Genomic DNA, 26199 nt, shown 5'->3' with positions numbered 1-26199 from the left:
ATGTGACCTCAGAGGACCTTGCTGAGGAACGCGCGGGTGCGCGGGTTCTGCGGGTTGTCGAGCACCTCGGCGGGCGGTCCGGCCTCCACGATGACCCCGCCGTCCATGAACACCACCCGATCGGCCACCTCGCGGGCGAAGCCCACCTCGTGCGTGACGACGATCATGGTGAGGCCGTCGGTGGCCAGCCCCTTCATGGTGGCCAGCACCTCGCCCACCAGCTCGGGGTCCAGCGCGCTGGTCGGCTCGTCGAAGAGCATCAGCTTGGGCTGCATGGCCAGCGCGCGGGCGATGGCGACCCGCTGTTGCTGGCCGCCGGACAGCTGGCGGGGGTAACTGTTCGTCTTGTCCGCCAGGCCTACCCGCTCCAGCAGGGCCAGAGCCCGCGTACGAGCCTGCGCGCGCGATTCGCCGCGCACCCCGACGGGCGCCTCCATGATGTTCTGCACCACGGTGAAGTGCGGGAACAGGTTGAACTGCTGGAAGACCATGCCGATCTCCCGCCGCTGGCGGGTGATGTCCCGATCGCCCAGGTGGTGCACCCGCCCGCCGTTGGCGCGGAAGCCGATCAGTTCGCCGTCCACGTGGATGGCGCCGCCGTCGATGGTCTCCAGGTGGTTGACGCACCGCAGGAACGTCGACTTGCCCGACCCGGAAGGGCCGAGGATGACGACGACCTCACCCCGCTCGACGCTCAGGTCGATGCCTTTGAGCACCTCCAGATGGCCGAAGCTCTTGCGTACGGCCCGGGCGTGCACCATGGGCGTGCTCATGATGGCGTCTCCTCGCGGGTCGGGGCCGGCGCCGGCTGCCGTCGCCGGAACATCAGGAAGCTCCAGAAGCTCTGCGGAGCGTTCCGCGTGGCGCCGCGCGCGTAGTGGCGCTCGATGAAGGACTGGCCGACGTACAGAATCGACGTGATCACCAGGTACCAGACGCAGGCCACGATGAGTAGCGGGATGGTCTGGAAGGTGCGGTTGTAGATCGCCTGCACGGTGTACAGCAGGTCGGCGAGGGCGATGACGCTGACCAGCGAGGTGGCCTTCAGCATGCTGATGACCTGGCTGCCGGTCGGCGGCACGATGAACCGCATCGCCTGCGGCAGGACGATCCGGCGGAACGTCCGCCCACGGCTCATGCCGAGCGCCGACGCGGCCTCGGTCTGGCCGGGATCGACGGACATCAGGCCGCCTCGGATGATCTCCGCCATGTACGCGCCCTCGTTGAGCCCGAGCCCGAGGATGGCGGCCAGCAGCGGCGTGATCAGCTTGTTGGTGTCGGCCGTGAGGAACTCCGGGCCGAACGGGATGCCGAACGAGATCTGCGGCATCAGGGCGGACAGGTTGTACCAGAGCACGAGCTGCACCAGCACCGGCGTACCACGGAAGAACCAGACATAGAGCCCGGAGACGATCCGCGCGATCGGGTTCTGGGAGAGCCGCCCCATCGCGACGACCACCCCCAGGATCACGCCGACGGCCATGGCGATCACCGTGAGGTAGAGCGTCGTGATGATGCCCGCCCCGATGACCTGCGCGTTGAAGTAGCGCGCGACCACGTCCCACTTGAAGTTGTGGTTGGTGATCAGCAGGTTCACCAGCTGGGCGGCGAGGACCAGCAGGATGATCGAGGCCACCCAGCGCAGCGGGTGCCGCGTCCGCGCCGCCCCCGCGACGTCCACTTCAGGGGGCGAGTGCCGCTCGGTGGCGGTCGTCACTGCTTCGCCGCCAGGTTCACGCCGGCCTGCTTGAGCATGTTGCCGTTGGTCCCCCATTTTGTCATGACCTTCTCGTACGTCCCGTCGTCGATCAGCTTCTGGATGCCGTCCTTGATCACGTCCCGCAGCGGCGAGTCCTTGGCCACGACGGCGCCCTGGTAGAGGGTGTCGAATCCGTTGGGCTTGCCGGTGGCCGCCAGCTCCAGCTCACCGCCCGACTGCTTTACGAAGTAAGTCAGCGGCGCCTGCGAGGAGAAGAAGGCGTCGGCCCGGTTGGAGCGGACCGCGAGGATCGAGGTGGGCTGGTCCTTGTAGGACTGGACCTCGACCTTCTTCTTGCCGTCCTTGACGCAGGTGTCGGACTGCGCCTTGATCACCTTCTCGGCCGACCCGCCGGCCATCACGGAGATCCGCAGCCCGCAGGTGTCGTCGATCGACTGGATCTTGTTCGGGTTGCCCTTCGGCACGGCGAAGACGACGAACTCCTGCACCCAGTCGACGAAGTCGTTGGAGGCCTGACGGTCGGGGAAGTCGCCCACCGGCCCGAGGGCCAGGTCGTAGCGGCCGGCCGCGATGCCGGTGAGCTGGCTGGGCAGGCCGTCCACGGTCACGTGCTCGATCTTGACGCCGAGCAGGCCGCCCAGTTCCTCGGACAGGTCGGCCGCGACACCGGTCAGCGACTTGCCGTCGGTGCCGGCGATCTCGTACGGCGGGAACGAGCCGTTGTTCACCGAGACCAGCTTGCCCGCGCTCTTCACCTTGTCGGGCAGGCGGTCGAACAGGGCCTGGTCCTTGGCGTGGCTGGCGGCGGCGGGCGCGGAGGGGGTGTCCCCGACGGCGCCCTGGCTCTCGGTCGGGTTGGCGCCGCATCCGGCCAGCAGCAGGGCGCCGGCCATGACGGCACCGGCGGCTTGGGTCTTACGCATTACGCTCCTTGGGCGATCGAGGTCGCGGGACCTGTCGAGGGGGTGGTGGGGAGGGGATTGACGGTGAAACGCCGGTTGGCGAGGACGGGCAGGCTCTCGCGGGCCCGGTCGAGCTCCTCGGCCGAGGCTTCGGACCAGAGCAGACCGGGCGTGTCGCCGTTGAGCTGGGCTCGGGTGATGCCGAGCGGGTCGACGAACATGCTGTTGCCGATGTTGCGCCGGCCGCACTCGCCGGACGCGGCCACGTAGTAGGTGTTCTCCAGGGCGCGGGCGGTGACCATGACCTCCCAGTGCCACTCCTTGGCGGGTCCCCGTACCCAGGCCGCGGGCAGCGCGACCACCTGCGCGCCCTGGTCGGCCAGGAGCCGGGCCAGCTCGGGGAACCGGACGTCGTAGCAGGTCATCAGCCCGATCTTCCAGCCCGCGCAGTCGAAGACGACGGGGCTGTCGGAGCTGGCCACCACGTTGTTCGACTCGCGCCGGCCGAAGGCGTCGTACAGGTGCAGCTTGCGGTAGATGGTGATGATCTCGCCGTCGCGCAGCGCGACCAGCGTGTTGATCACCCGGCCGTCCTCGGCGGGCTGGTGCATGCCGACGATCACCGTGGTGCTCGTCCCTCGGGTGCGCTCGGCCAGCCCAGTGACGAACGGCCCGTCGAGCGGCTGGGCCGCCTGCCGGATCCGTACCGGATCGTCGACGAACAGGGCCATCGCCCCTTCCGGGAGCACCAGCAGGTCCGCGTTCCCGGCGACGGCCTCGTCGAAGAGGTCGCCGCAGGTCTTGAGGTTGGCCGCCCAGTCCTCGGCGGAGGCGAACTGGCCGACCGCCACACGCAGGTTGTTCAGGTTGCTCATCGGGTGAAGACCTCCTGGGGGTCGATGGGGGCGGGGGCGATCCCCTGGGCGTGGAGTTCGGTGCAGAAGGCCGCGGTCATGGCGGCGTTGGCGGCGGTGCCGTACGGCATCCAGTCCGCTCCGAAGACCTCCTGGGTCCTGCTCAGGTCGGCGAGCAGCCACGGGGTGGTGTCGGTCAGCAGCCGCCGCCGCGCCAGCCAGTGCCGCTTGGAGCGTTCGAAGAGCTCCTGTACGGCCTGCGGCAGGAAGGGGTGGCGCTCGACGACCTCGCGCTTGAGCGTCACCAGGTGGATGCCGGGGACGAAGCCGTTCTGGCGGTAGTAGTCGAGCTCGGCCGCCGGGTGGTCGGGCAGGAGATGACGGAACCGGCTCCCGGGGGTGAAGAAGCCCTCGGGCATGAACGGGGTCATGATCGCGTCGAGCGTTCCAGCGTCGAGTTGCTCGGCGAGCGAGCCGTCGGTCACGCTGACGTTGTCGGGCAGCTTCGCCGTGCCGACGCGGTCCTTGCCCGGCTCGGGCGCGTCCACGGCGCCGACCGTCCACTGGATCCCGGTGAGGTCGACCCCGGCCGCGCGCAGGAGCGCCCGCGTCCAGGTGTTGCCCGAGTCCGGCCAGCCGGTCAGGCCGATCCGAGCCCCCTTCAGCTCGGCGAACTCACGCAGCTCGCTGTCGCGGCGCACCAGCACGCACCGCTGGCGGAAGCCGCGCATCACGAAGACGGGCAGTCCCACCAGCCGGTCGTCACCCTTGGCCCGGCCCAGAACGTACCTGCTGAAGGAGGTCTCCCCGCCGTCCAGCTCGGGCTCGCTCAGCACGTCCGGCGTGATCGACCGGGAATCGAGATCCAGGTCGAACGCCTCGGACGTCAGCGTGCCGGTCGCCACGGGCACGAGGTGATCCCAGTCCCGTAGACCAAGCCGAATGCCAGGTTTCGTCACAAAAACTCCCTTTAGCGATGTATTGGGCTGTACCTTATGTTCAGCGAAATCCGCTACACAAGTTGCTCTTTGTTCCTGAACAAAGCTTTGTCAGATGGGAGTTCTCGTGGAGGTCGATCCCGCCTGGCTGGGGCAGCAGGTTCGCGAGCCGAGCGCGCGTGGCATCGCGACCTCTCTGATCGACCTGATCCGGCAGGGCACGCTGCGGCCCGGCGCGCGGCTGCCCACCGTGCGGAATCTGGCCCGCGCGCTCGGCGTCAGCCCGAGCACGATCGCCGAAGCCTGGTCTGAACTGCGCAAACACCGGATGATCGGTACGGAGGGCCGCCGGGGAACGGTGGTGCTCGGACCCCCTGGCGTGCCGCACCCGGCGCGCTACGAGCGGATCGGCCACTTCGGCAGCAGGCTGGCGATCGACCTCGCCATCGCGGCGCCGGACCGGGCGCTGCTCCCGCCGCTCGACGCCGCGCTCGCCACGGCCACCTCCGCCGAAGGGTTCAACGGCTACGTCCGCGAGACGATCACCCCGCGCCTGCGGGCCGCGGTGGAGCCCACCTGGCCGTTCGCGGCGCAGAGCTGGCTGGCGCTGGGCGGCGGGTACGAGGGGGTCCAGCTGCTCTGCCAGACGACCGCCCTGCCTGGCGACCGCATCGCCATCGAGGAGCCCACCGCGGCCAGGCTGCTCGACATCCTGGAGATGATCGGCGTCGAGGTGGTCCCCGTCGCCTGCGACGAGGACGGGCCCATCCCGGCCGCGCTCGCCGAAAGCCTGCGCTCCAGCCCGGTGGCGTTCGTCTACCAGCCGCGCGGTCACTCGCCGTGCGGTTACGCCGTGCCCGAGAGCCGCTCCGCCGAGCTGGCCCGGCTCCTCGAGCCCACGAACACCCTCGTCGTCGAGGACGACGGGATCGGCGACCTGTCCACCGTGCCTCTGAGCAGTATCGGCACGCGGCTGCCCGACCGGACGGTGCTGGTGCGCTCGTACTCCAAGTCACACGGGCCCGACCTCCGGCTCGCGATCATCGGCGGGGCGGCGGAGGCCGTGGAGCGGGTGCGGGTGCTGCGCAGCTACGGCACCGGCTGGACCAGCAGGATCCTCCAGGACGCGCTGGCCCACCTGCTCACCGACCCGGCCACGCAGTCGATCGTGGAGAAGGCTCGGACCGCGTACGCCCGGCGCCGGGCGAGCCTGGTCACTCTGCTGTCGGCCCGTGGCGTGCACACCGGGGGCCGGGACAGTCTCGTGCTGTGGGTGCCGGTCCACGACGAGTCGGAGGCTCTGGTCACGCTGGCCGCCCATGGCATCTCGGCGGCGCCCGGCAGCCGGTATCGGATCCGGCCTGGTCGGCCGCATCTGCGGCTGGCCATCGCCGCGCTCACCGAGGAGCCCAGTGAGCTGGGCGAACTCGCCGACGTGATCGCCCTGGCCGCCAAACGACCGGGGGCCGACCGGCACTAGCGCGGTGGCACTGTGACGGTCCGTCGTGGCTGGGGTCCTAGGAGGAGACCCCTTGGGGGGAGCGGACGAAGGGCCGCCCGGTACCAGGCGGCCGAGGTCAGGTCGCGAAGGCGTCCAGGGCGGCCATGACCTGCTCGCGCATGGTGCCGCTGCCGGTGTGACCCGAGTCGTCCACCACGACCAGCCGGGCGTCGGGCCAGCGTTGGGCCAGGTCCCAGGCGGTCTCCAGCGGTGAGCCCAGGTCGAAGCGGCCGTGGAGGAGCACGCCGGGGATGCCGGCCAGCTTGTGCGCCTCGCGCAGCAGGATGCCCTCCTCCAGCCAGGCGCCGTTGGAGAAGTAGTGGGCGCAGATCCGTACGAAGGCCAGGAGCGCCAGGGGCGGGCGGTCGCTGTAAGCGTTCGGCTTGCCGTTGACCTCCATGGAGATCACCGTGTCCTCCCAGGTCACCCAGTCCTGGGCGGCCTTGGCGCGGACGGCGGGGTCGGGGTCGGACATGAGACGCGCGTAGGCGGCCAGCACGTCGCCATCGCGCTCGGACTCGGGGACGCCCTCGCGGAAGCGCTGCCGCTGCTCGGGGAAGTAGCGGCCGACGCCGTTGTAGAGCCAGTCGATCTCGGAGCGGCGGGTCATGGTGACGCCGCAGATCACCAGCTCCGACACCCGCGTCGGGTGCGTCTCGGCGTAGGCGAGCATGAGCGTGGACCCCCACGAGCCGCCATAGAGCAGCCACCGCTCGACGCCGAGGTGCTCCCGCAGCCGTTCCATGTCGGCGATCAGGTGCGGGGTGGTGTTGGTGGACAGATCAGTGGCCGGGTCACTGGCGTGCGGCAGGCTCCGGCCGCAGTTGCGCTGGTCGAACAGGATGATGCGGTAACGCTCGGGATCGAACCTACGCCGCTGATTCTCCGAGCAGCCCGAACCAGGGCCACCGTGGACGACGAGTGCGGGCTTGCCCGCCGGATTTCCGCAGACCTCCCAGTAGACGAGATGGCCGTCGCCGGTGTCGAGATGCCCATGGTCGTAGGGCTCGATCGGAGGATACATAGATCAACGGTACGGCCTGCGCCCGGTGGTGAGCGCAAGCCGTACCGTCTCCGCGGATCAGTACGAGAACGCCTGGAATTCGGCGGCTCGGGCCTGGTCGCGCGTCGGGCTGGCCGTGGCGCAGTCCGTCGAGGAGTTGGGATCGTTGTCCTGCTCACCGCCGTAGAGCGGGTTGCCGGTGCACTGGGTGGTGAGCGTACGGAGCATCAGGTGGGTGGCGGTGGTGGCGGGGACGGTGAACGACTTGATGAGCAGGTTCGCGCCGCGCGGACGGGGCAGCGTGGTCTTGAACGCGTCCGCGGGGCTGGTGTAGATCCTCTTGAAATTGGCCGGGTTCGCGCAGTCCTTGGCGCAGGCGAGCACCTCGAAGGAGCGCAGGGCGGTGAAGCGGTTCTGCGCGCCGGGGTCGGCCGCGTCGTTGATGTTGGGTCTGAGCATGGCGCTGACCTGGACTCTGCGGACCTTGACCGGGCTGTCGCCCGCCAGGTCCACCGTGACCGACTTGCCGGCCGGCGCCCCGGTGAGTGAGGCCCAGTTCGTGGCCTCGGTCTCGTCGATCAGCTTGGCCTGGTTGACGCCGTCGCCCGAGGCCACCGCGCCGGCCGTGGCCGAGGCGAGGTTGCGCGACAGCGGCAGGGGAAGCGGCAGCTTCGCGCCACCCACCACCGGGAACTTCAGCCGCGTGTGGCCGAACCCGTTGCCCGCCACCACGAAGTCGTAGAGGCCGGGCGTCATCTCCACGGTGTCACCGAGCGGCGTCGCGGGATCGGTGTCGGCGACCGGGACCACCCGTCCCTCGTAGTCGCCCACGTACAGCCGCAGCGCCGCGCCCTTCGCCTCGCCCAGCGGCTTGAGCTGCAGCGAGCCGTTCTTGCCGGCCGGGTTCGCGAAGCTCGGCGTGGGGTCGGGGTCGTTCGGGCCGACGCTGGCCGCCGTCGCGCCCAGGCCGTGCTCGGCGAACGCGCGCCACATGATGTCCTGGTCGGCGCCGTCGAAGCGCATCGCGTCGGCCGCGAGCAGCGCGTCCCGGTGATCGACGTAGCTGACCGCGCCCGAGGCCATCAGCAGCAGGGCGTCGAGGGAGAGCTGGGCCCAGCGCCGGTTGCCCGGGCACTTGGCCGGCGGTGTCTTGCCGTCCGCGCAGGCCCGCTGCTGCTTGGCGGTGCCCTTGCCGTACCGCTTGACGAAGGCCTCGCGCACGTCGAACTGTGTGGCCGACCAGATCTCGCCGTCCGCGTGCACCTGCTGGCCGACGAGGTCGTAAGCGATGTCGCTGTAGTTCAGCGGGGACTTGGACATGTCGTAGTTGCGGATGCCGCGCTCGCGGTCGCCGGTGACATAGCCGCCCGTGACGTACGGGGTCAGGCCGGAGGGACGGAAGCCGTACTCGAACAGGTACTCCATCGCCATCAGGTCGGAGGTGCTCTCGTTCATCGCGCCGGCCTGCGCGCCGCTCCAGCCGGCGTTCGGGCCGCCGATCATACGGCCGGAGATGGCATGGGTGTTCTCGTGGCCGATGACCGACATGTCGTAGTCGCCGTCCACGCACGGGGAGTAGAACGAGCCCGCGATCGGCTGCCACAGGTACATGTTCGTGATCGGCGCCACCCCGTCGGGGCCGGTGATCTGGTTGGCGTTGTCACGCACGGTCAGGTCGCGGGCGCCCGCCTGGGCGTTGCCCTGCTCGGGGTCGTTGCCGAGCCCGCCACGGTCGCCGTTGTTCACTTGCATGTTCCACGCCGTCTCGGTGAAGCCGAGCCGGTAGGACCAGTCGTGCATGCGGTTGTGCATGGCGTTCAGGTTGGCGATGGCGGCTTCGAGGTCGTTCTCACCGCTCTGGTCGAAGACCGCCGGGTCGCACTTCGCCTCGTGCCACTGGTTACGCCATGGGTAGGCGTAGTTGCGGCTCGGCGTGAGCACGTTGCCGCGGGTGCCGACCGAGAACGGATCGGGGTTCGCCCGGTTCTCGACGGTCTTGGCCGCGTTGCCGGCGCTGGTGGTGGTCGAGGTGTTGGTGGCGTGGTCGACGTCCCACGCCTTGCCGGTCGGCGGGTCGCCGCCGGTCACGTAGTCGCAGCCGGGGGCCGCCGCGAAACACCAGGTCTGGCGGGTGTCGGTGGAGGAGTAGTCGTCGGGCGGGTTCGACGGGAACGCCGACCAGGTCGGGTTGTCCGGGTCGAAGTGCTCGACCAGGTTCTCCCGGACCAGGATCGCGCCGCTGACCGCGTCGACGTGCGTGGTGTATCCCGCCGCCTCGCCCTTGCCACCGATCAGGACGACCTGGTATGCGCTGTGCACCCCGTCGGGCGCCGGTACGGCCACCGCGCTGACCTGCTTGGTGACGGCCGTGGCCAGGTCGATGCCGTCGTCCCGGGCCGCGATCTCCATGGCCCGCTGCGCGGTGATCGCGGCGGCCGGGGGCGCCGCCGTGTCACGCGACAGCGAGGAGGTCACGTGCCTGATCTTGCCGCCGGCCACGCCGATCGCGACGAGGCCGTCCACGCCGGCCGGCAGGCCGCCGAAGCGCTGGCGCAGCAGTACGGCGTGACCGGCGCCGATCGGGTTGACCGCGACCTTCTCCAGGGCGTCGACCGACGCGCCGGACAGGCCGAAGATCCGCTCGTTGTTCTTGAGGTAGGCGCGCGCGGCCTGCTCCGGGTCGCCGCCCAGTCCTTCGGCCAGCGGCTCGGCGCTGGTGATGGCGGCGGGAGTGCCCAGAACGTTCCAGCGGATCTCGGCCGCCGGTCCCGCGCTGCGGGCGTTGATCCCGACCGGCGGCGGGACCCTGCCTTGCCGGTTGTCCAGATCGGGCTTGCCGGGCTCGCCCTCCTGAACGCCTTGGACTTGGGGAGCCGTCGCGCCCGGTTCACTCCGGGCGGCTCCGGTGAGGGGTAGAGAGGACGCCGTGATGGCGAGGACGACGACAGTGCTGCGTAACCAGGGTCTGCTCGGCACCTATTCCTCCTGCACGTCCAGAGGCGCGGGAACTCGTGTCCCGCGCCTCCGCAAGAGTTAACACTGGTTTTATGAGCTGACAAGATCTTGTAAAGCCTGAAATATCGGCGTATGGGGAGTGTTGGCGGGGGTTTGCGGGCCGGTACGCCTGGCAGGTCTGGGCGGGGGTCCGTGTCGGCCGTTATCGAGCCGGTACACCGGGCGGGTGGTTCGCGTCAGCGGTTCCCGAGTTGGTACGCCCGGCGGGCCGTACCGCCGAAGACGGCCGCGCGCTCCCCCGCCGACAGCCCCGCGCACAGCTCCTCGGCCACCGACACGACCCGCTGGTAATCGGCGGCGAGCAGGCAGACCGGCCAGTCCGACCCGAACATCACCCGCTCCGGTCCGAACTCCGCCAGCACGGTCTCGGCGTAGGGCCGCAGGTCGGCCACTCGCCAGGACGCCCAGTCGGCCTCGGTGACCATGCCGGACAGCTTGCAGTACACGTTCGGGTGTGCGGCCAACTCCCGGATCCGGCTCGCCCACGGTTCGAGCTGCCCCGAGGCGATGGGCGGCTTCGACAGGTGGTCGAGCACGAACGTCAGCTCGGGCAGCGCGGCCACCGTCTCGATCGCCGCGGGCAGCTGGTGCGGCAACGTGAGCAGGTCGTAGGCCAGACCCGCCGATGCCACGGCGGCCAGCCCACGGCGGACGTCGGGGCGGGTGAGCCAGCCGGGGTCGGGCTCGGCCTGCACGCCGTGGCGGATCGCCACCAGCCCGCCGGGCCGACCTGCCTGGCCGGGCCGACCTGCCTGGCCTGCCCGGCCTGATTGCCCGCCGAGCAGGCCGGCCAGCGTCTCGGCGACGGCGGGCGCGGTGAGATCGACCCAGCCCACGACCCCTGCCACCAGCTCAGACTTCCCGGCCAAGGCCAGGAACTCCACGGTCTCCGCCAGATCGGGCAGCACCTGCACCAGCACGGTCCCGCCCACTCCCGCTGCGGCGGCGTGCTCCGCGAGCCGGTCGAGGGTGAACGTGCGACGGATCGGCGCCAGCTTCTCGGCATCGAGCCAGCCATGGGCCCGGACCCCGAGATCCCAGACGTGGTGGTGCGCGTCTATCCGAGGCGCCTCTATCCGAGGCGCCTCTATGCGAGCCGCGTCCACCGCAGACGGGTCCATCCCAGACGCGTCCATGCCAGGTGCCTCCATGCCGGTCATCGCGGCGGCTCGGTGGCGAGGACGAGGCGGAACCAGCTCTCGGTCGTGCTGACGTGCATCAGCGCCGCCGCCTGGGCCAGCGGGGCGTCGCGCGCGGCGAGGGCGTCGTAGATCGCCTGGTGCTCGGCGAGCGTGCGGTCCGCGCTGCCCGCGACCACGCTCCCGCGCCACACCCGCATCCGCGTCGTCCGGCCGGAGATGCCGTCGAGCAGTGTGCACAGCGTCTCGTTGCCGGTCGCGGCCACGACCGCGCGGTGGAAGGCGGCGTCGAAGTGGTTGAGCTTCTCCACGTCGCCGCTGACCTCCCGCATGGCCGCCAGCTGCTCTTCGATGACCGCCAGCTGGGCGTCGGACACCCGGGTGGCGGCCAGCGCCGTGGCGACCGGCTCGAACAGCCGCCGGGTCTCGATGACCTCCATGAGCGTGTCGTCACGCAGCAGCTCGATGGCGATCCCGAGCCCTTCGAGCAGGAGCGCCGGCTCCAGGCTGGTGACGTACGTGCCGTCGCCCCTGCGCACGTCGAGGACGCGCGCCACCACCAGCGCCTTGACGGCCTCGCGCAGCGGGTTGCGCGAGACGCCGAGCTGGGCGGCGAGCTGCGGTTCTGGCGGCAGCCGCGAGCCGGGCGGCAGGTCTCCGGACTGGATGAGTTGCCGGATCCGGGCGATGGCCTCGTCTGTCAGGGACATCTGATCCTCTCGTTCGCCAGCTGGAATCTAACAAACGTCCCATGTTCTGGCCAGCCCTATGCGCCGGACGTGGGGAACTAGACAGCGGATGACGATCGAGCGTACTAATACATCCCACGTCCGCCTTGGCCCATCCGCGTTAACCACCGCGCAACAACCTCCGCGAAAGCGAAACAAGAGGAGTAATGGTGACCCACGGCTACACACGCAGGGGCGTGCTCACGACCGGGCTGGGAGCCGCCGCCGGCTCCCTGCTCACGAGCGGCATCGCCGCAGGACCCGCGCTGGCCGAGCCGTCCGCGCGGGACAACCCCCTCACTCTCTGGTACGGCAAGCCCGCCGCCGCCTGGCTGGAGGCATTACCGGTCGGCTGCGGACGGCTCGGCGCCATGGTCTTCGGCGGCGTGGCGACCGAACGCCTCCAGCTCAACGAGGACAGCATCTGGGCCGGCGGCCCGCACAATTACGACAGCCCCGAGGCGCTGGCCGCCCTCCCGCAGATCAGGCAGCTGGTCTGGGAGGACAAGTGGCAGGCGGCGCAGAACCTGGCCGACCAGAAGTTCCTCGGCAGACCCAGCGAGCAGGCCCCCTACCAGGTGCTCGGCGACCTCACGCTGACGTTCCCGGGGTCGGCGGAATTCACCGAATACCGCCGCGAGCTCGACCTGACCCGTGCCGTCACCACGGTGACCTACGTCCGCGACGGCGTCCGCCACTCGCGTGAGGTCTTCGCCAGCAACCCCGACCAGCTCATCGTCGTCCGTCACACGGCCGACAAACCGGGCGCGGTGACGTTCCAGGCGGCCTTCTCCAGCGCGCAGAGCTCGACCACGGCCGCGGCCGGCCGGGCCACGATCGCGCTCGACGGGGTCAGCGGCGACACCCAGGGCATGAAGGGCGAGGTGCGCTTCCAGGCCCTGGCCAAGGCCGAGGCGAAGGGCGGCACGGTCCGTACCGACGGCGGCACGCTGGTGGTGGAGGGCGCCGACGAGGTCACCCTGCTGATCTCCATGGGCTCGAGCTACCGGAACTTCAAGGACGTCGGCGGCGACCCGGCCCAGGTGGCGGAGCGGCATCTGAAGCGGGCGAGCGGGCGGCCGTACGAGGTGCTGACGCACCAGCACGTGCGGGACTATCAGCGGTTGTTCGGGCGGGTGGCGATCGACCTGGGCACCTCGGAGGCCGTCGCGCTGCCGACCGACGAGCGCATCGCCCGCAAGCAGCTCGACACCGACCCGCAGCTCGCGGCGCTGTACTTCCAGTACGGCCGCTACCTGCTGATCTCCAGCTCCCGCTCCCCCGGCTACGCGGCCAATCTTCAGGGCATCTGGAACGACTCGCTCACCCCCGCGTGGGAGTCGAAGTACACGATCAACATCAACTGCGAGATGAACTACTGGCCGGCCGCGCCGGCCAACCTGACCGAGTGCATGGAGCCGCTGTTCGACCTGATCAAGGACCTGGCCGAGTCGGGGGCCAGGACCGCCAGGACGCAGTACGGCGCGGGCGGCTGGGTGGCCCACCACAACACCGACGGCTGGCGCGGCACGGCCCCCGTCGACTTCGCCTTCTACGGCGTGTGGCCGAGCGGCGGCGCGTGGCTCTGCCTGACGATGTGGGAGCACTACCTCTACACGGGCGACGAGCGGCGGCTGCGCGAGCACTTCCCGCTGATCAAGGGCTCGGTCCAGTTCTTCCTGGACACGCTGCAGACCGACCCCAGGACCGGCTACCTGGTGACCAATCCCTCGCACTCCCCCGAGGTCGGCCACCACGAGGACGGCGGCGAGAACGTCAGCATCTGCGCCGGTCCCACCATGGACATGCAGATCCTGCGGGACCTGTTCGGCGCCTTCGAGGAGGCCTCGACGATCCTGCGGCTGGAGGAGGGCATGCGGGAGCAGGTGAAGCAGGCCCGCTCCCGGCTGGTGCCCACCCAGGTGGGTCACCTCGGCCAGATCCAGGAGTGGCAGGAGGACTACCGGGGCGACGCCGCGTTGTCGCGCAGCCGGCACATCTCCCACCTGTGGGGCCTGTTCCCGAGCCACCAGATCGACCCGCGCCTGTCCCCCGAGCTGGCCACGGCCGCCCGCCGGACGCTGGAGCTGCGGGGGGAGGCGGGCGCGGGCTGGTCGCTGGCCTGGAAGATCAACTTCTGGGCTCGGCTGCTGGACGCGCCCGAGGCGTACAAGCGGCTGAGCAACCTGCTGCTGCCCGCCCGGACCGCGCCCAACATGTTCGACCTGCATCCGCCGTTCCAGATCGACGGCAACTTCGGCGGCACCTCGGGGATCACCGAGATGCTGCTGCAGAGCCACGGCGACCAGGTACACCTGCTGCCGGCGCTGCCCTCGGTCTGGTCGGCCGGGTCGTTTCGCGGGCTGCGGGCCCGTGGCGGCTTCGAGATCGACCTGGAGTGGGGCGGCGGGGCCGTACGGCGCGGGAAGATCCGCTCGGATCTGGGGCGGAAGCTCACGCTGCGCACCGCGAAGGAGGTCACGGTGACCGAGCACGGCAGGCCGGTCAAAGCCGAACGGCCGGAGCCGGGAGTGATCGTCTTCGACACCCGGCGCGGCGGGGTCTACGAAGTGACCGCGTCCGCCTGACCAGGCCGAGTGCGGGGCGGGGTGCGGGACGCCTCGCCCCTGGCGTGGGCGGCGAACAGGCGGGCCGCCTCGTCCGGGTCGCCGGAGGCCAGCGCCGCCACCAGGTCGTCGTGGTGGCCCGCCATCGCGCCCCAGTCGCCACCGTAGAGCGGGTTGCCGACCACGTGCAGGCTCCACAGGTTGGACTCGATGGTCCGCCACAGCCGCAGCAGGAAGGAGTTGCCGCAGGCGGCGCAGACGCGCCGGTGGAAGGCCAGGTCGGCGTCCCGGAAGGCGCCGATGTCGCCGTCGCCCGCCGCCCGCCGCATCGCCTGCACGTCGGCGGTCAGCGCCCGCAGCGTCTCGGGCCGGACGCGGGTGGCGGCCTCGCGGGCGGCGTACTCCTCCAGCAGCACCCGGATGTCGCGGACCTCGCGGGCCTGCTCGTCGGAGATCTCCGCGACGTAGCTGCCCCGGTTGGGATAGGAGATGACCAGGCCCTCGTGCGCCAGCCGCTTGATCGCCTCCCTGGCCGGGGCCTGGCTGGTGCCGACCCGGCGGGCGATCTCCGACTCCACCAGCCGCTGCCCCGCCACCAGCTCCCCGGCGACGATCCAGCCGCGCAGCAGCTCATAGACCCGGTCGGACAGCAGCTCCCTGGGCACCAGCCGGGCCGCGGGCGGCGCGACCTGCTGCTCCTGCCAGATGCGCGCCACCGTGGACTGCGAGAGGCCGAGCTGCCTGGCCATCGTGCGCGTCGAGGGGACGGCAGGACCGGTGGCCGCGGCGGCGATCACCCGTTCGGCCTCCCGCCGCTCCGCGGTGCGCGGGCGGCCGGGGCGCGGGGCGTCGGCCAGGCCGTCGAGGCCCCTTTCGACGAACCGGTCGCGCCACTTGGCCACGGTCGCGGGGCTCACCGCCAGCCGCGCCGCGATCTCGTTGCGGGGCAGGCCCTCGACGCAGGCGAGCACGATGCGGCTGCGCAGGCTCAGGCTCTCGCCGGCCCCCTCCGCCCACGCCCGCAGGGCGGCCAGCTCCTCCGCGCCCAGCACCAGCCGCTTGCCGTCCTCGCGTCCAGCCATCCGCCTATCCTAACGTATTTATGACTCAGGCAATCCGCTCGCAACCTATTTACGTGGCTCTTGACGAGTCTATGTGACCTACGTATTAAATAATCGTTAATCGAGTGACGACCCATTAAAAGGCGTCTCCCCTGGAGGTGCGATGCGCTCCCCACGTCCAACCCACGCCCTGACCGCTCTCGGCGGCCTGCTCCTGCTCGCCGGCTGCGGCGGGGGCGGCTTCGCCGGCGGCTCGCAGGCGCAGCAGAGCGAGGGGGGCCAGGTCTCGGTGCGGATGCTGGTCAACATCACCCCGAACCTCACCCAGGCGTACTGGGACGGGCTGGTCAAGCCGTTCGAGCAGGCCAATCCCGGCATCGACGTCAAGATCGAGGCGCCGACCGGCAAGGGCGTGGCCGACACGCTGCCCCAGCAACTCGCCGCGGGCAACGCCCCCGACGTGATCGAGACGCTGACAGCCGACGAGACGCTCTCCCAGCAGATGCTCGACCTGACCGACCAGCCGTGGGCGAAGGACACGCCGCTGGTCAAGGAGGCGAGCCTGAACGGCAAGGTCTACACGGTCGGCGTCGGCGTACAGGCGCAGTCGCTGGTCTTCTACAACAAGGCGGCGTTCGAGAAGGCCGGGATCGACAAGCCGCCGACCACGCTCGACGAGTTCGACACGGTCATGGGCAAGCTCAAGGCGGCCGGGACGCTGCCGCTGCAGACCGGCGGCGAGTTCCTGACCGGGCTCCAGCTGCTGCAGCTGTCCAGCCCGTCGCGCGCCCAGGCGCACCCCACGTGGCAGCAGGACATCAAGGCGGGCAAGCTCAAGGCGGGCGAGTCGCTGCTGCCGTTCCTGGAGCGCTACCGCACCTGGATCGACAAGGGCTACGTCGACAAGAACGCGCTGGGCATGAAGTACGCCGACGCCGAGACCGCCTTCCTGTCCGGCAAGTCGGCGATGTACGTCATGGGCAGCTGGTTCACCGCCGCCGAGGCCAAGGCCAAGAAGGACTTCGAAGTCGGCGTCTTCCCCGCCCCGGTCGACAAGGGCCTGAGCTACCCGGGCCCGCAGGGCGCCACGATGGCGGCCCCGTACATGATCCTCAAGTCCACCCCGCAGAAGGACGCGGCGGTCAAGCTGGTGAAGTGGCTCGTCACCGACCCGGCGGCGGTCAAGAGCCAGCTCAAGCAGGACGGCAACTTCCGCAACGGCGTGGAGCGCGAGTTCACCCCGCTGGAGAAGCAGGTGCAGCAGATCCTCGACGGCGCCCCCTCCGGGGTCGCGCAGGGTGAGGGCTACGGCGACGCGACCCTGCCCAAGGGTTTCAACGCCGCCTGGAACACCGAGGTCCAGGGCCTGTACGTGGGCAAGTCGCCCAAGGAAGTGGCCGAGGGCGTGGACCGCTGGCTGGCCGGCCGTTCATGACGCTCACCCGGGAAGCACCCCTCATCACCACTCCGGTCGTGCGGCGCAAACCCAGAACACGCGACGGCTGGGTCACCGCGATCATGGTCGCCCCCGCCACCGTCCTCTACATCGTGATGCTGATCGTCCCGGTCGGCCTGGCCCTCTACCTGAGCCTGACCGACTGGGACGGCTTCAGCGCCAATCCCGCCTTCGTCGGCGCCGCCAACTACGTCAACCTCCTGGACGACCCCGAGCTGCGCCGCGCCGCCCTGGTCACCCTGCTGGTCGCGGCGGCGGGCACGGCCGGGCTCAACCTCCTGGGCCTCGGCTTCGCCCTCCTGGTGAACGGCGTCTCCAGGGCGAACACGTTCTTCCGGATCGTGCTGTTCTACCCGCACGTGCTCAGCGCCCTCGTGGTCGGCTTCCTCTGGTCGGCGATCCTCGGCACCACCGGCGCGGTCAACAACCTGGTGACCACCTGGGGCGGGGAGGTGCTGCCGTTCCTGTCCGATCCGACGTGGGCCACGATCACCATGATCGCGGTGCTGGTGTGGGCGGGGTTCGGCGTCAACGTGGTGCTGTACCTGGCCGGGCTACAGGCCGTACCGCACTCGCTGATCGAGGCGGCGCGCATCGACGGCGCGACCCGCCTTCAGGTGTTCAGGAACGTGACGCTGCCCGCCCTGGGCCCGTCCGTGACGGTCAACATCGTGCTGTCGCTGGTGACGCTGCTCAAGACGTACGACCTGGTGGTGTCGCTGACGGCGGGCGGCCCGGCCGGTCAGACGCAGACCGTCGCCTACCTCATCCTGTGGAACTCCTTCCACGACGCCCGCCTCGGCTTCGGCTCGGCGCAGTCGGTGCTGCTCATGCTGGTGACGGCGGCGCTGGCGTTCGTGGTGACCCGGCTGCGCAGGCGCGGCGAGCTGGCGGTGCACCAGTGAGAAAGCCCTTCCTCTGGGCGACCGTCGCCTTCATGCTCATCCCCCTGTACGTGCTGACCGTCAACGCGTTCAAGGGCCAGCAGGACATCCTGGCCAACCCGTTCGGCCTGGGAAGCCTCACGCTGGAGCCCTTGGGCAGGGCGCTGACAAACCCGCAGTTCAATGTGGTCAAGGGGTACGCGGTCACGCTGCTGTTCGTGGTGGCGGTCAACCTGCTCTCGGTGCTGCTGGCCGCGCCCGCCGCCTACGTGATCGCGCGCAGCCCGAAGCGCCGCTTCCGGGTGCTGATGCTGTTCTTCCTGGCCGGGACGTTCATCCCGGGGCAGGTGCTGGTCATCCCCGTCGTGTACGTGCTCAAGACGCTCGGGCTGATGGGGACGATCCGCGGGTTCGTGCTGTTCGAGACCGTGCTCACGCTGCCGTTCTCGATCTTCCTGTACGCCGGTTACATCGCCACCGTCCCGGCCGTGCTCGACCAGGCGGCGGCGGTGGACGGGGCCGGGCGGCTGCGGACGTTCTGGCAGATCGTCTTCCCGCTGATGCGGCCCGCGGTCGCCACGATGGTCATCCTCAACACCTTCTCGGTGTGGAACGACTTCGTGAACCCGCAGATCATCCTGGGCCCCGGCAGCGGCCTGTACACGGTGACCACCGGCGTCTACGCGGCGGTCAGCCAGTACTCCACCGACTACACGGTGGTCTTCCCGACGCTGCTGCTGGCCATCGCCCCGCTCCTGGTCTTCTTCGTCTTCATGCAACGGCACATCATCAGCGGCCTCACCGCCGGGGCCACGAAAGGTTGACATGCGGGAGATCACCGCGACTGTCCCTCTTGGCGCGCCGCCCGCCTGGGCGGTGCTCGAACGCCGGCTGTTCGACGCCCTCGACGAGGCGTGGCGGGCCTTCGCCGCCCGCTACTGCGGGCCCGACGGACGGCTCATCTACCACGGCACCACCGAGGACCGGGACGGCGCCGACGACTTCTACGAGGCGTTCTTCAACTGGCCGGCGCTCTACCAGCTCGGCGGCGCCGACGACCTGCTCGACGCGGCCAAGCACCACTGGGAGGGCGTGACCGCGCAGCTCACCGAGCTCGGCTACCTGGTGGACGAGTTCGAGCGCGGCTACGACTGGTTCCACCAGGGCGAGTCGCTGCTGCTGCTCTACGGCATCTGCGCCGCCGACCCACGCGACGAGCGCTTCCGCGCGCGGGCCCGCCGCTTCGCCGACCTCTATCTGCCCGGCTCGGCCAACTACGACGCCGATCTCGACCTCATCCGCGCCCCGCACAACGGCGCCGGCGGCCCCCGCTACGGCATGCAGCGGGAGTGGGCCTCCTACCACGCGGGCCTGACCAGCATGCGACCGTACGGCCTGCCACTGCGCGACCTGCCGGGGATCACGACCTGGACGGACCTGGCCGACCCCGGCAACGCCGCCCGCATGGGCGCCGCGATGAACGAGCGGATCGGCCGCGGCGACGTGGCGGTCAACCTGGCCGCCACCAGCCTGGCCGTCAACGCCTGGCTGTACGACGGCGACGACCGCTACCGCGACTGGGCGCTGCGCTACATCGGCGCCTGGCAGGAGCGGGCCACCGCCAACGACGGCGTACTCCCCGACAACGTCGGCCCGTCGGGCAAGGTCGGCGAGCTGCACGGCGGCCGGTGGTACGGCGGCAACTACGGCTGGCAGTGGCCGCACGGCCTCTACAGCGTCGGCGCCGCCGCGGCCGTCGCCGCGGTCAACGCCCATCTGCTGACCGGCGACAACGCCACGCTCGCCATCGGCCGCGACCCCCTGGAGAGCGTGTACGCCCACGCCAGGCAGGCGAGCGTGACCGGCACTGAGATGAGCACCAGCGACCGGTGGCTGGCCGAGCTGGGCGAGGAGGCCGGGCAGCCCACCATGCTGGTGCCCAACCGGCACGACGACGGCGGCTGGTTCGACTTCCAGCCGCCACAGCTCGGCCTGCCCGTCTGGCTGTGGCAGGCGAGCCGGTCCACCGAGGACGCCGACCGGCTGGACCGGCTGCGGGCGGCCTCGGGTTACGACTGGTCCACGGTGCACCCGTTCCGCAACAAGGAGGAGGCCGGGCACGAGGCGCCCTGGCTGGAGTACCTGCGCGGCGCCAACCCCGGCTTCCCCGAGGCCATGCTGGCCACCGCGCTCGGCCAGGTGCAGCGGCGGATGGCGCTCATCGACGCCGACGACGCGGACCTGGCCACCGTCCACGTGCACCACTGGCAGCGACTCAACCCGGTGCTCACCGAGGCGCTGCTGCAGCTGGTCACGGGCACGCCGCAGGTCCTCTACAACGGCGGGCTGCTGCCGACGCGGCTGGCCTACTTCGACGCCGACCGCCACCGCCCCGGCCTGCCCGCCGACGTGGCCGCGCTGGTCGACTCGGTACGGCCCGACGGCGTCCGCGTCGAGCTGGTGAACCTCGGGCTGAGCCGGACCCGCCGGGTCGTGGTGCAGGCGGGGGCGTTCGGCGAGCACGACATCGACCGGGCGGTGGTGACCGGGGCCGAGCCCGGCTACCCGGGCGATCCGCGCTCCTACACCGCTCCCCCGATCAGTGAGGCCGAGCGGGAGATAACGGTGGGCGGTCCACGGCTGCTCGTGGAGCTGCCGCCCGGCCGCCGCATCCGGCTCGACCTGCACACGACGGCGCGCGTCCGCACCCCGTCGCACCAGCACTACTGACCCGTACCGCGCGCTACCCCGAGCCGTATCGACCCTGCACCCAACCCCGGCGCTCTACCGAGCCACGGGCCTAGCCGAGCCGCACCGAGCCCTTCTACCGAGTCCTACCGAGGAGTTTCATGGACGACCCCATCTGGGACCTTCCCGTTCGCGGGCCGCTGCCCGCCGAACCCGATCCCGCCCTCGTGGCCGGGCTGTCCCGGATCAGCTCGGCCACCGCCTGCGCGAAACTGCACGCCCAGGGCATCCGGCGGACCTTCGTCGAGGGACCGCTTCCGCTGGCGCCGGGGCAGAAGATCGCCGGCCGGGTCAGGACGCTGCAGTTCATGCCGCAGCGCGAGGACATCGCTTCGGGCCTCGGCCAGGAGTACGTCGAGCGGCACACCGCGCTGTGGGCGATCCTGGAGGAGGTGCGACCCGGCGACGTGCTCGTCGTCCAGGCGTACGGCAGCGCCTACACCGGCTGCTTCGGCGACATGCTGGTCCGCTACTTCAAGCGCAAGGGCGGCGCGGGCATCGTGGTGGACGGCCGCATCAGGGACCTGCCCCGGGTCGCCGAGCTGGACGTGCCGATCTGGTCCACGGGCGCCACCCCGCACTACGCCTCGCAGGCGGAGCTGTTCCCGTGGGCCTATGACGTGCCGGTCGCCGTCGGCGGGGCGCTCGCGCTCCCCGGTGACCTGCTCGTCGCCGACGACGACGGCGCCGTGGTGGTACCGCGCCGCCGCGCCGAGTCGGTGATCGAAGCCGCCGCCGAGCACGAGCAGTGGGAGCGCTACAGCCGCGCCCGCATCGAGGACGGCGGCGCCCTGTCGGACTACTACCCCCTAACCCCCCAAACCCGCGCCGAGTACGAGCAGTGGCGGGAAGCGAAGGAGAGCTAGTGATCAGGTCCTTGGGCGGGGTCGTCCAGACCCGCGCCGAGTACAAGCAGTCGCGGGAAATGAAGGAGAGCCAGTGATCTTCAGGTCCTTGGGCGCGATCGTCCTACTGCTGGGCGGCCTGACCGCACCGACGGCGGCGGCGGAGAAGGCCACGTGCGACTACTACGTCTCCCCCACGGGCGGCGACCGGGCCGACGGCAGTGCCCAGCGTCCGTGGAAGTCCATCGAGCAGGCCCGCGACCAGCTGCGCGCCAAGAAGAAGCACCAGAAGTGCGACATCGTGGTCAACGTCAAGACCGGTGACTACGTCGTCGACAAGACGATCACCTTCACCGAGGCCGACTCCGGCGAGAACGGCCACAAGATCACCTACCGCAGCGCCGACGGCCCCGGCAAGGCCAGGCTGCTCGGCGCCAAGCCGCTGACCGGCTGGCAGAAGTACAACGACACCATCTACAAGACCAAGGTCGACCGCAGCTTCTACACCCTGTTCGAGGACGGCAAGCGCGCCACCACCGCCCGCTACCCGAACAGGACCAGCGACGACCTGTGGTCGCCGTATCTGTTCTCGGTGACGCCCGAGGCGGAATACCAGGCCGTGCACAACTGGCTCTTCTTCGACGCCAAGGACATCCCGAAGGAGTGGGACGCCGACTTCGACAAGAACGCCCAGATGGTCGTCTGGTCCGGCGGGTCGTGGAGCTGGTTCACCGACACCGTGCCGCTCGGCGGGGCCGACTTCCGCAAGAACTTCTTCACGCTCAACCACGACGCCCGCTTCACCCTCGTCAACAGCCGCAGCGGCTCGCGCTACTTCCTGCAGAACACGCTGCGCTTCCTGGACCAGCCGGGCGAGTACTACTTCGACTTCGCCAACAGCGAGGTCTACTACTGGCCCAAGGGCTCGATCGACAAGGTCATGGCGCCGACCGTCAAGACGATCATCTCGCTGGCCGGGTCCTCGCCCGATCGACGGGTGCAGAACCTCGCCTTCGACGGGCTGCAGCTGCAGTACTCCGACTTCGTCGACTGGTATCGCTATGCCTGGAACGCCCCGGGCGACTCGGGCTACGAGCACAAGTACCCGATCTACGACCGGCAGATCGAGATGCCGCGCAACAGGTTCGGCATGATCACCGTGACGAACTCCCGCGACATCGATCTGACCAGACTGCACCTGTCCGACAGCGGCTTCACGGGTGTCTTCCTGCTCTTCGCCAACGAGCGGGTCAAGGTGTCGGACAGCCTGCTGGACAACCTCGGCGGCGACGGCATCAAGGTGGAGGGCGGCTATCCCGGCGAAGGCGATATCTCCGGACATCACACGATCACGAATAACTACATCTCCCACGTCGGCGAGCTGGTCCCCGGCGACGCGGCCGGGATCGAGCTGATGAGCACGGGCAACAACACCGTCAGCAACATCGTCGTCAAGCACAGCGCCCGCTACGGCATCAGCCTGGAGGTCCGCCCCGAGATCAAGAACGAGGACAACTACGCCCGCAACAACAAGTTCTCCTACATCCGCCTGGAGGAGACCGGCCTCGACAGCGGCGACATGGGTGCCTTCTACACCTATGGCGTGCACAACGTCGAACCGCACCCGATCGACAACTACGTCACGCAGATGGTGATCGGCGACGTCATCAACGACCCCGCCGGGCAGATGCCGGACTCCGGCACCCGCGGCGTGCACATGGACGCGGGAGGATGCGGCTTCGCCATCTCCAACGTCGAGGTGGGCAAGGTCAGCGACGACAAGTACCAGGCGTACAAGTGCAACGAGGTCACCAACGCCAACTGGGCGGACGGCTTCGACACCTCGAAGATGGAGTACGACAAGATCGGCGTGACGAGCGCGTTCCCGTACCCGATTCCCAGCTGAGCGCGTTCCCACAACCGAACGACGACCGGTGGAGCCGGGCCTCGCGGCGATTGCCGCGGGGCCCGGTTCCATAGCGCCGCGATATGCGCGGATGGTATGCCCCTCGCTGATCGGCTCCGTCATACCGTGACGGCACCCCCCGATCCGAGGAGCTTCCATGATCCCTTACCGCCCGTCGGCGGCGGGTGCGGTGCTCGCGATCATCGCTCTCGCACTCACCGCGACCCCCGCCACGGCCGCCCCCACGCGGGCCGTCCCCAGAGAGGTCGGTCAGGCGGCCACGGTGGAGCCGCCGCCGGAGGTGCTCGACGCGATGCGGCGCGACCTGGGCCTCACCCGCGAGCAGGTCATCACCCGCCTGGGCAACGAGGAGCAGGCCCGCCGCCTCCAGCCCAAGCTGCGCACCAAGCTCAAGGACCGCTACGCCGGATCCTGGGTGAACCAGGAGGGCACGCTGGTGGTGGCCACCACCGACGCCACCGCGACCACCGCCGTCACCGCCGCGGGCGCCCAGGCGAAGGTCGTCACCCGGTCGCTGGCCACGCTCACCTCGATCAAGAGCGCGCTGGACACCACCGCCGGCAAGGACACGGGGCGAAAGGTCCCGGTCTGGTTCGTGGACGAGCGGGCCAACACCGTCGTGGTGCAGGCATTGGACACCGCCGCCGGTGAGGCGTTCGTGGCCGCGAGCGGCGTGGACCGCGCCGCCGTACGGATCGAGACCATCACCGAGCGGCCCGTCACCTTCGAGAACCTGCGCGGCGGCGACGCCTACTACATCTCCGGCGGCACACGCTGCTCGATCGGCTTCCCGGTGACCCAGGGCGGCACCCAGGGCTTCGTCACGGCTGGTCACTGCGGCACGCCCGGACTGACCACCTCCGGCTCCGGGGGGCAGAGCCAGGGCACGTTCCAGGGGTCCTCGTTCCCCGGCGACGACTTCTCCTGGGTCGCGGTCAACTCGCAGTGGACCGCGCGCCCGGCGGTCAACCCCTACGGCACCGAAATGGTGCCGGTCTTCGGCTCCGCCGAGGCGCCGGTCGGGTCGGCCGTGTGCCGGTCGGGCTCCACCACGCACTGGCACTGCGGCACCATCCAGGAGCGGAACACCAGCGTGACCTACTCCCAGGGGACGATCTTCCAGGTCGTACGGACGAACGTGTGCGCCGAGCCCGGTGACTCCGGCGGCTCGTTCATCTCCGGTTACCAGGCCCAGGGCGTCACCTCCGGCGGCTCGGGCAACTGCAGCGCCGGCGGCACCACCTTCTTCCAGCCGGTCAACGAGATCCTCACCGCGTACGGGCTCACGCTGTCGACCGTGAACACCCAGTGCGCGGGCCACCCGAACCACCACTTCAACGAGCTGACGGCCCACCAGGGCAGCTTCGGCAACTACATCCCCGACCCCGGGATCTACCCGCCGAACGGCTTCACCTCCGCCGGCGCCGGCACGCACACCGCCTGCATGGACGGATCCGGCACCGCGCGCATGCGGCTCAGCCTGCAGAAGTACACCTGCTGTGGCCCCTTCGGCACCCCGGTCTGGGTGGAGGTGGCGACCACCGGAACCGGCACCACCCTCAAGTCCTTGGCCACCAGCCAGCCCGCGGGCACCTACCGGTGGGTGGTCAGCGTGAGCGACTCCATCGTGGTACCGACCACCCCGATCGGCGAGTACTACTTCCTGGGCACCACCAGCCCCGCATAACCGAGACGCTCCGGGGCCGCCACCGGAAACCGGTCGGCGGCCCTACAGCGTCCTGGTCATGAACGCGCTGTGCGGGTCGGGGCGGTAGTCCGCGAACGGCTCGCAGTACGCGAACCCGAACTTCTCGTACAGCTTCCTCGCCGGTAGGAAGAACTCGTCAGAGCCGGTCTCAAGGCTGAGCCGGGCGAAGCCCATGCGTGTGGCCTCGGCGATGATGTGCCCCAGCAGCAGGGACGCCACCCCGCCGCGCTGGCGCACCGGGCGGGTGCGCATCGACTTCACCTCGGCGTGGTCCGCGTCCAGTCGCTTGATCGCGCCACAGCCGACCAGGGTGTCTCCGTCGACGGCCGTCCAGAACGTCACCTCGGGGGCGCGGAGCGCGTCGAGGTCGAGGGCGTGTTTGCTCTCCAGCGGCGTGATCGACCGCATCTCCTGGAGATGCTCCTCCAGGAACGCGGCGATCTCCGGACCGGAGAGGTCGTCGACGGCGATCTTCATGGACTCGGTCCCCTTCCCCGTGCCGAGCTTCGGGCTCGTCGAAACAGGCTACCGGGAGGCCGGTCTGACCAGGCCGCAGTCATAGGACAGGACGATCACCTGGGCGCGGCTGGTCAGTCCCAGCTTGGCCATCAGGCGGTTGAGGTGGGTCTTGACGGTGCCCTCGCTCACCGACAGCCGCTCGGCGATCTCCTTGTTGGACAGGGCGTGCCCGACCAGGCCGAGCACCTCGGTCTCGCGGCTGGTCAGGCGGTCGAGGACCGGTGGCGGGGTCTCGACGGCCGGCGGCGGGTCGGCGAACGCCTCGATCAGCCGCTTGGTGGCGACGGGGGCCAGCAGGATGTCACCGGAGACGACCGTGTGGATGGCGGCGATCAGGCGTTCGGGCGGCGTGTCCTTGAGCAGGAAGCCGCTGGCGCCCAGCCGCAGCGCGTTGAAGACGTACTCGTCCAGGTCGAACGTGGTGAGGATGAGCACCTTGGGCGGCGCCCCCTCGGCGGCGGCCAGGATCCGCTCGGTGGCCGTGATGCCGTTGATGCCCGGCATCCGGATGTCCATCAGGATCACCTCGGGCTTGACCTCGGCGGCCAGGCGCACCGCCTCCTCACCGTCGGCGGCCTCGCCCACCACCTCCAGGCCCGCCGCGCGCAGCAGCGCGGCCAAACCTGCGCGGATCAGCACCTGGTCGTCGACCACGAGCACTCTGATCATCGGCCTGCTTCGGGA

The 26199-nt window shown here is 70.1% G+C and carries 21 protein-coding genes; 9 read left to right on the top strand and 12 right to left on the bottom strand.

Going from position 1 to position 26199, the window contains the following annotated elements; translation table 11 throughout:
• Positions 1 to 8 precede the first annotated feature (8 nt).
• Genes AB0B61_RS09260 through AB0B61_RS09240 form a run of 5 tightly spaced genes read right to left on the bottom strand, consistent with a single transcriptional unit; the run spans position 9 to position 4387 of the window.
• Positions 9 to 773, bottom strand: coding sequence for an amino acid ABC transporter ATP-binding protein (locus tag AB0B61_RS09260; RefSeq protein ID WP_358429918.1), 765 nt, complete (start codon positions 771 to 773; stop codon positions 9 to 11).
• Positions 770 to 1717: an amino acid ABC transporter permease gene (locus AB0B61_RS09255; RefSeq protein WP_358429916.1), complete on the bottom strand. Its 948-nt coding sequence runs from the start codon at positions 1715 to 1717 to the stop codon at positions 770 to 772. The genes AB0B61_RS09260 and AB0B61_RS09255 overlap by 4 nt, the downstream gene beginning before the upstream one ends.
• The gene (locus tag AB0B61_RS09250) at positions 1714 to 2643 is read right to left on the bottom strand and encodes an ABC transporter substrate-binding protein (RefSeq protein ID WP_358429914.1); all 930 of its coding nucleotides are present in this window, start codon (positions 2641 to 2643) and stop codon (positions 1714 to 1716) included. Before AB0B61_RS09250 ends, AB0B61_RS09255 begins: the two co-directional genes overlap by 4 nt.
• On the bottom strand, positions 2643 to 3497 hold the full coding sequence (locus AB0B61_RS09245) for a nitrilase-related carbon-nitrogen hydrolase (protein WP_358429912.1): 855 nt from the start codon (positions 3495 to 3497) through the stop codon (positions 2643 to 2645). Before AB0B61_RS09245 ends, AB0B61_RS09250 begins: the two co-directional genes overlap by 1 nt.
• A complete protein-coding gene (locus tag AB0B61_RS09240) occupies positions 3494 to 4387 on the bottom strand; it encodes a hypothetical protein (RefSeq protein WP_358429909.1) in 894 nt (297 codons plus the stop codon). Before AB0B61_RS09240 ends, AB0B61_RS09245 begins: the two co-directional genes overlap by 4 nt.
• 142 nt (positions 4388 to 4529) lie before the next feature.
• On the opposite strand from AB0B61_RS09240, the gene AB0B61_RS09235 reads away from it, so the two are divergent.
• Positions 4530 to 5894 carry an aminotransferase class I/II-fold pyridoxal phosphate-dependent enzyme gene (locus AB0B61_RS09235; RefSeq protein ID WP_358429907.1) on the top strand — a complete coding sequence of 455 codons (1365 nt, stop codon included), beginning with the start codon at positions 4530 to 4532 and terminating at the stop codon, positions 5892 to 5894.
• A gap of 97 nt (positions 5895 to 5991) precedes the next feature.
• On the opposite strand, the gene pip is transcribed toward AB0B61_RS09235, so the two are convergent.
• The 4 genes from pip to AB0B61_RS09215 all read right to left on the bottom strand — a co-directional run bounded on the left by pip (position 5992) and on the right by AB0B61_RS09215 (position 11782).
• On the bottom strand, positions 5992 to 6939 hold the full coding sequence (gene pip, locus AB0B61_RS09230) for a prolyl aminopeptidase (protein ID WP_358429905.1): 948 nt from the start codon (positions 6937 to 6939) through the stop codon (positions 5992 to 5994).
• Positions 6940 to 6996: 57 nt separating this feature from the next.
• Positions 6997 to 9894 carry a M36 family metallopeptidase gene (locus AB0B61_RS09225; protein WP_358429903.1) on the bottom strand — a complete coding sequence of 966 codons (2898 nt, stop codon included), beginning with the start codon at positions 9892 to 9894 and terminating at the stop codon, positions 6997 to 6999.
• A 215-nt stretch (positions 9895 to 10109) separates the two neighbouring features.
• A complete protein-coding gene (locus AB0B61_RS09220) occupies positions 10110 to 11069 on the bottom strand; it encodes an amidohydrolase family protein (RefSeq protein ID WP_358429901.1) in 960 nt (319 codons plus the stop codon).
• Between the two features lie 20 nt (positions 11070 to 11089).
• Positions 11090 to 11782: a FadR/GntR family transcriptional regulator gene (locus AB0B61_RS09215; RefSeq protein WP_357948014.1), complete on the bottom strand. Its 693-nt coding sequence runs from the start codon at positions 11780 to 11782 to the stop codon at positions 11090 to 11092.
• A 188-nt stretch (positions 11783 to 11970) separates the two neighbouring features.
• Here AB0B61_RS09215 and AB0B61_RS09210 point away from each other — a divergent pair, with 188 nt between their 5' ends.
• Complete coding sequence (locus AB0B61_RS09210; RefSeq protein WP_358429899.1) at positions 11971 to 14388, top strand: glycoside hydrolase family 95 protein; 2418 nt, start codon at positions 11971 to 11973, stop codon at positions 14386 to 14388.
• Here AB0B61_RS09210 and AB0B61_RS09205 read toward each other — a convergent pair.
• Positions 14364 to 15449: an FCD domain-containing protein gene (locus AB0B61_RS09205; protein ID WP_358429897.1), complete on the bottom strand. Its 1086-nt coding sequence runs from the start codon at positions 15447 to 15449 to the stop codon at positions 14364 to 14366. The genes AB0B61_RS09210 and AB0B61_RS09205 overlap by 25 nt on opposite strands.
• A gap of 142 nt (positions 15450 to 15591) precedes the next feature.
• Between AB0B61_RS09205 and AB0B61_RS09200 the strand changes: the two genes are divergently transcribed.
• The 7 genes from AB0B61_RS09200 to AB0B61_RS09170 all read left to right on the top strand — a co-directional run bounded on the left by AB0B61_RS09200 (position 15592) and on the right by AB0B61_RS09170 (position 24975).
• Positions 15592 to 16863: an extracellular solute-binding protein gene (locus tag AB0B61_RS09200; RefSeq protein ID WP_358429895.1), complete on the top strand. Its 1272-nt coding sequence runs from the start codon at positions 15592 to 15594 to the stop codon at positions 16861 to 16863.
• The gene (locus AB0B61_RS09195) at positions 16860 to 17789 is read left to right on the top strand and encodes a sugar ABC transporter permease (protein ID WP_358429893.1); all 930 of its coding nucleotides are present in this window, start codon (positions 16860 to 16862) and stop codon (positions 17787 to 17789) included. Before AB0B61_RS09200 ends, AB0B61_RS09195 begins: the two co-directional genes overlap by 4 nt.
• Positions 17786 to 18592 (top strand): carbohydrate ABC transporter permease, encoded by an 807-nt coding sequence (locus AB0B61_RS09190; RefSeq protein ID WP_358429891.1) that lies wholly within the window; start codon positions 17786 to 17788, stop codon positions 18590 to 18592. Before AB0B61_RS09195 ends, AB0B61_RS09190 begins: the two co-directional genes overlap by 4 nt.
• 1 nt (position 18593) lies before the next feature.
• Positions 18594 to 20498 (top strand): hypothetical protein, encoded by a 1905-nt coding sequence (locus AB0B61_RS09185; RefSeq protein WP_358429889.1) that lies wholly within the window; start codon positions 18594 to 18596, stop codon positions 20496 to 20498.
• Between the two features lie 119 nt (positions 20499 to 20617).
• Positions 20618 to 21382 (top strand): hypothetical protein, encoded by a 765-nt coding sequence (locus tag AB0B61_RS09180; RefSeq protein WP_358429887.1) that lies wholly within the window; start codon positions 20618 to 20620, stop codon positions 21380 to 21382.
• 73 nt (positions 21383 to 21455) lie between these two features.
• Positions 21456 to 23267: a right-handed parallel beta-helix repeat-containing protein gene (locus tag AB0B61_RS09175; RefSeq protein WP_358429886.1), complete on the top strand. Its 1812-nt coding sequence runs from the start codon at positions 21456 to 21458 to the stop codon at positions 23265 to 23267.
• A gap of 157 nt (positions 23268 to 23424) precedes the next feature.
• The gene (locus AB0B61_RS09170; RefSeq protein WP_358429884.1) at positions 23425 to 24975 is read left to right on the top strand and encodes a S1 family peptidase; all 1551 of its coding nucleotides are present in this window, start codon (positions 23425 to 23427) and stop codon (positions 24973 to 24975) included.
• Between the two features lie 42 nt (positions 24976 to 25017).
• On the opposite strand, the gene AB0B61_RS09165 is transcribed toward AB0B61_RS09170, so the two are convergent.
• Together AB0B61_RS09165 and AB0B61_RS09160 are read right to left on the bottom strand one after the other, a co-directional pair.
• Positions 25018 to 25473, bottom strand: a complete 456-nt coding sequence (locus AB0B61_RS09165) for a GNAT family N-acetyltransferase (RefSeq protein WP_358429882.1) — start codon at positions 25471 to 25473, stop codon at positions 25018 to 25020.
• Positions 25474 to 25521: 48 nt separating this feature from the next.
• Positions 25522 to 26184 carry a response regulator transcription factor gene (locus AB0B61_RS09160; protein WP_358429880.1) on the bottom strand — a complete coding sequence of 221 codons (663 nt, stop codon included), beginning with the start codon at positions 26182 to 26184 and terminating at the stop codon, positions 25522 to 25524.
• Positions 26185 to 26199 lie beyond the last annotated feature (15 nt).

Source organism: Nonomuraea sp. NPDC049158 (genome assembly GCF_040648335.1).
Classification (GTDB): Bacteria; Actinomycetota; Actinomycetes; order Streptosporangiales; family Streptosporangiaceae; genus Nonomuraea.
The sequence above is the reverse complement of the archived record's forward strand: the minus strand, read 5'-3'. Positions and strand labels throughout refer to the sequence as shown.

Bases quoted from the DNA above. Each gene is read 5' to 3' on its own strand.
- AB0B61_RS09185 (WP_358429889.1), top strand. From the start codon at position 18,594: ATGCGGGAGATCACCGCGACTGTCCCTCTTGGCGCGCCGCCCGCCTGG.
- AB0B61_RS09195 (WP_358429893.1), top strand. From the start codon at position 16,860: ATGACGCTCACCCGGGAAGCACCCCTCATCACCACTCCGGTCGTGCGG.
- AB0B61_RS09170 (WP_358429884.1), top strand. From the start codon at position 23,425: ATGATCCCTTACCGCCCGTCGGCGGCGGGTGCGGTGCTCGCGATCATC.
- AB0B61_RS09235 (WP_358429907.1), top strand. From the start codon at position 4,530: ATGGGAGTTCTCGTGGAGGTCGATCCCGCCTGGCTGGGGCAGCAGGTT.
- AB0B61_RS09200 (WP_358429895.1), top strand. From the start codon at position 15,592: ATGCGCTCCCCACGTCCAACCCACGCCCTGACCGCTCTCGGCGGCCTG.
- AB0B61_RS09250 (WP_358429914.1), bottom strand. From the start codon at position 2,643: ATGCGTAAGACCCAAGCCGCCGGTGCCGTCATGGCCGGCGCCCTGCTG.
- AB0B61_RS09205 (WP_358429897.1), bottom strand. From the start codon at position 15,449: ATGGCTGGACGCGAGGACGGCAAGCGGCTGGTGCTGGGCGCGGAGGAG.
- AB0B61_RS09160 (WP_358429880.1), bottom strand. From the start codon at position 26,184: ATGATCAGAGTGCTCGTGGTCGACGACCAGGTGCTGATCCGCGCAGGT.
- AB0B61_RS09180 (WP_358429887.1), top strand. From the start codon at position 20,618: ATGGACGACCCCATCTGGGACCTTCCCGTTCGCGGGCCGCTGCCCGCC.
- pip (WP_358429905.1), bottom strand. From the start codon at position 6,939: ATGTATCCTCCGATCGAGCCCTACGACCATGGGCATCTCGACACCGGC.
- AB0B61_RS09245 (WP_358429912.1), bottom strand. From the start codon at position 3,497: ATGAGCAACCTGAACAACCTGCGTGTGGCGGTCGGCCAGTTCGCCTCC.
- AB0B61_RS09215 (WP_357948014.1), bottom strand. From the start codon at position 11,782: ATGTCCCTGACAGACGAGGCCATCGCCCGGATCCGGCAACTCATCCAG.
- AB0B61_RS09260 (WP_358429918.1), bottom strand. From the start codon at position 773: ATGAGCACGCCCATGGTGCACGCCCGGGCCGTACGCAAGAGCTTCGGC.
- AB0B61_RS09165 (WP_358429882.1), bottom strand. From the start codon at position 25,473: ATGAAGATCGCCGTCGACGACCTCTCCGGTCCGGAGATCGCCGCGTTC.
- AB0B61_RS09220 (WP_358429901.1), bottom strand. From the start codon at position 11,069: ATGGACGCGTCTGGGATGGACCCGTCTGCGGTGGACGCGGCTCGCATA.